Here is a 3,759-nt window from a genome sequence, read left to right on the forward strand (position 1 = left end):
GAGGGGAGTTGCGTCGGGACATGCCCCCTATTCTGCTGCATCATCACCTGTGCGAAGAGTGTGAAGCCGCCGTCGCGACACGCCCGCGTTGTGTGCGGGTCGTGCACGGCGCCCTCCACGGAACCTCCCCCAGGGCTGGCGCGAACGCGTCTTGCTGTTCCGGCTCCCCAACTGACACCGTTTATCGGGCACTTGAGCATCAGGAGTCACAAGCGCGCTGCTTGACCCGGACGGCCGTTCGCCCGGGGCACTGACGGGGGAAAGCTGATGCGGTGCCGCCGACCGGGGCTGTGCGACCGTGCCCCGCTGACATCCGCGCGCACCCGACCTCTCCCTCCGCCGTCTCTTGGTGCCCATGACCTGTGCCCGACCAGGGATTGGAGGGGGAATGCCGACGAACGCACGCAGCGCCGCCAGGCCGACGTATCCCGGCGTCCATGTCGAAGAGCTTCCCAGCAGCACCCGCACCATCTCCGCCGTGACCACGTCCGTGACGGCCTTCGTCGGGCACACCCGGCGCGGCCCGCTGAACGAACCGGTGCGCGTCACCGGCTTCACCGAGTTCGAACGCCGCTTCGGCGGGCTCGGCTCGCAGAGCGCCGTCGCCCACGCGGTGCACCAGTTCTTCGGCAACGGCGGCGGCGTCGCCGTGATCGTCCGGGTCGCCAAGGCCGGCAGCGGCAAGGCCGCCTGCACCGCCCTGGAATCCACCGACGGGCACAGCGAGACCCGCGTCCTGGAGGTCCACGCCAAGGAACCCGGCGTCTGGGGCAACGGACTGCGCATCGCCGTCGACTACGACACGCCCCACCCCGACGACACCTTCAACCTGCGCGTCCACGACGCCAAGGGCGACACCCGGGAGAGCTTCACCGGGCTGTCCATGGACGCCGGACACGGCCGCCACGCGCCCACCGTGATCAACGCGGCCTCCCGGCTGATCCGGGTCGAGGCCGTCGGCGAGGGCCGCCCCGACCCGTCCGGCACCGTCTCCAAGCCGTTCGGACGCGAACTGCCCCACCTGGGCGTCGACCTCACGGTGAAGATCGGCGACGTCGAGCGCGAGTTCACGCTCCACGACCCCGACTGCGACGGCCCCGCCCCCACCACCGTCGCCGAGCTGGCGCTGCTCCTGGAACGCAAGCTGCGCGCCCTGCCCGACGCGCCCGGCAGGCACGCCTTCGCGGGTGCGGAGGTCACCGCGTTCGGGCGGCGGCTCCAGGTCGTCGCCGGGTCCACGGACCCCGGCGACGTCGTCCGCTTCCTCGGCGAGTGCGCCAACGACCTGGGCCTCGAGGCCTCCGTCAACCCGCCGGTCCTCCCGCTCGCGGGCGGCGAGGACGGCGCGCCTCCCGGGCCGCGCGACCTGATCGGATCCGAGGCCGACAAGACCGGCATCCAGGCACTGCGCGGCGTCGCCGACGTCAACCTGCTGGCACTGCCGGAGGTCGCCGGGTACGAGCAGACCGAGGACATGCTCACCGTCGTCTCGGCCGCCCAGCGGCTGTGCGCCGAGCGGCGGATCTTCCTGCTCGTCGACGCGCCCGCCGGCTGGGTCAGCGTGGACACCGCCCGTGCCGGCGCCGCCGCCTTCGACGCGGTGCGCGGCAACCACGCCGCCCTGTACTTCCCGCACCTGAAGCTCACCGACCCGCTCACCGGCCGGCTGCGCGCCTTCCCGCCGTCCGGCGCGATCGCCGGCGTCATCGCGCGCACCGACGCCGAGCGCGGCGTGTGGAAGGCGCCCGCGGGCACCGAGGCCCGGCTCGCGGGCGTGCACTCGCTCACCGTCGACCTCACCGACCGCGAGACCGGGCTGCTCAACCCGCTCGGCGTCAACTGCCTGCGCACCTTCCCGGTGGCCGGCCCGCTGGTGTGGGGCGCGCGCACCCTGGAGGGCGCGGACGCGCTCGACAGCGAATGGAAGTACGTGCCGGTGCGGCGGCTCGCGCTGCACGTGGAGGAGAGCCTGCACCGCGGGCTCCAGTGGGTGGTGTTCGAGCCCAACGACGAGAGCCTGTGGCAGCAGATCCGGCTGTCCGCCTCCTCCTACCTGCACACCCTGTTCCGTCAGGGCGCCTTCAAGGGCACCACTCCGCGCGAGGCGTACTTCGTCAAGTGCGACCACGAGACGACGACCGCCGAGGACGTCGCGAACGGCGTGGTCAACGTGCTGGTGGGCATCGCGCCGGTGCGCCCGGCCGAGTTCGTGATCGTCCAGATCCAGCAGACGTCCGGGCAGTTCGCGCTCTGACGAGCGCCCGCGAGGAATCCGAGGACTGTTTCGATGGCTGAGTTCACCGTCAACGCCCATCGGTTCGACCCGTACAAGAACTTCAAGTTCCTCGTCCTGTGGGACGGTCGTACCGTCGCCGGGATCAGCAAGATCTCTCCGCTGAAGCGGACCACCGAGGTCGTCAAGCACCGCCACGGCGGCGACCCCTCCTCCCCGCGCAAGTCGCCGGGCCGCTCCGAATTCGAGGGCATCACCCTGGAGCGCGGTGTCACCCACGACCCCGAGTTCGACCGCTGGGCCAACAAGGTCTGGCAGGTCGGCGCCGGGCTCGGCTCCGAGGTCTCGCTCGCCGACTTCCGCAAGGACATCGTCATCCAGGTCCTGAACGAGGCCGGCCAGGTCGCCGTCTCGCACAAGCTGTACCGGACCTGGCCCAGCGAGTACCAGGTGCTCGGCGAACTCGACGCCAACGCCAACGCGGTGGCCATCCAGTCGCTGAAGCTGGAGTGCGAGGGCTGGGAGCGGGACTACGAGGTCCCCGAGCCCCAGGAGCCCTCCTTCCTCAACCCGGCCTGAACGGACCGGGGACGCGATGGCCATGGCGATCACCGGGGCGGCCGGGCTGCTGGCCGCCTGGGAGGCGGGACTCGCGGCACCGCCCGCCGGGCGCGCGCTGCTGCTGCACCGCACCGCGCGCCCCGACCTCGACGACCGGACGCTCCCCGAGCTGCCGGTCGGCGAACGGGAGGCGGACCTGTTCGCGCTGCGCCGGACCCTGTTCGGGGAGCGCATGCAGGTCCGCATGGACTGCGCGGAGTGCGGCGCGGACATGGAGTTCGAGCTGGACGCCGGGGAGTTCGCCCGCACCCCGGGCGAGCGCCCCGACCCGGCCGTGCGGGTCGAACACGGCGGCTGGCGGGTCGAGTTCCGGCTGCCCGCCGTCGCCGACCTCACGGCGGCGGCCCGCACCCCGGACCCCCGCGCGGCGCTGCTCGCCCGCTGCCTCGTCACGGCCGAGCACGACGGGCGGGCGGTCACCGCCGCCGACCTGCCCGCGGCCGTGCAGCGCCGGATCGCCGAGGCCGCCGAGGCGGCCGACCCGGCAGCCGACGTGACGCTCAACGTGGCCTGCCCCGAGTGCGGGCGGGCCACCCGGGCCGAACTCGACATCGCCTCCTACCTGTGGACCGAACTGGACGCCTGGGCGCGCGACCTGCTCCTCGACGTCCACCTGCTCGCCACCGCCTACGGCTGGAGCGAGCCGGAGATCCTGGCGCTCAGCCCGCTGCGCCGCCGCTACTACCTGGAGCTGTGTGCGGATGTCTGACGTCACGACTCCCCGGGGCGGCGACTTCCTGGACCGCCTGATCACCCGGCACGCGCCGGTGCCCCGCACGGGCGTGGTGCGGGTCCGGCCCCGGCTGCCCGGCCCGTTCGAACGGATCGAGGCGGTACGCGCCCGGGGGACCGCCGAGGAGGACGCCGCCCTCGTGTGGCCCACCACCACCCCCTCGGCCGGGCCA

At 72.9% G+C, this 3,759-nt stretch carries 3 protein-coding genes and 1 pseudogene; all 4 read left to right on the forward strand.

The window, feature by feature from the left end; all coding sequences use genetic code 11:
* The first annotated feature begins 388 nt into the window (after nt 1–388).
* Nucleotides 389–2,254 (forward strand): phage tail sheath subtilisin-like domain-containing protein, encoded by a 1,866-nt coding sequence (locus tag CCN42_RS38250; protein ID WP_086741833.1) that lies wholly within the window; start codon nt 389–391, stop codon nt 2,252–2,254.
* Between the two features lie 33 nt (nt 2,255–2,287).
* The gene (locus CCN42_RS38255; protein ID WP_086173538.1) at nt 2,288–2,812 is read left to right on the forward strand and encodes a phage tail protein; all 525 of its coding nucleotides are present in this window, start codon (nt 2,288–2,290) and stop codon (nt 2,810–2,812) included.
* A gap of 22 nt (nt 2,813–2,834) precedes the next feature.
* Nucleotides 2,835–3,563: a T4 family baseplate hub assembly chaperone gene (locus tag CCN42_RS38260; RefSeq protein WP_086741834.1), complete on the forward strand. Its 729-nt coding sequence runs from the start codon at nt 2,835–2,837 to the stop codon at nt 3,561–3,563.
* A pseudogene (locus tag CCN42_RS38265) lies at nt 3,556–3,759 on the forward strand (hypothetical protein); the annotation flags it as partial. The gene CCN42_RS38260 and the pseudogene CCN42_RS38265, both read left to right, overlap by 8 nt.

Source organism: Streptomyces glaucescens (assembly GCF_002154375.1).
Lineage (GTDB): Bacteria > Actinomycetota > Actinomycetes > Streptomycetales > Streptomycetaceae > Streptomyces > Streptomyces glaucescens.

What these genes read in the sequence shown, in the direction of transcription:
- CCN42_RS38255 (WP_086173538.1), top strand. Translation starts at nt 2,288, where the DNA reads ATGGCTGAGTTCACCGTCAACGCCCATCGGTTCGACCCGTACAAGAAC.
- CCN42_RS38250 (WP_086741833.1), top strand. Translation starts at nt 389, where the DNA reads ATGCCGACGAACGCACGCAGCGCCGCCAGGCCGACGTATCCCGGCGTC.
- CCN42_RS38260 (WP_086741834.1), top strand. Translation starts at nt 2,835, where the DNA reads ATGGCGATCACCGGGGCGGCCGGGCTGCTGGCCGCCTGGGAGGCGGGA.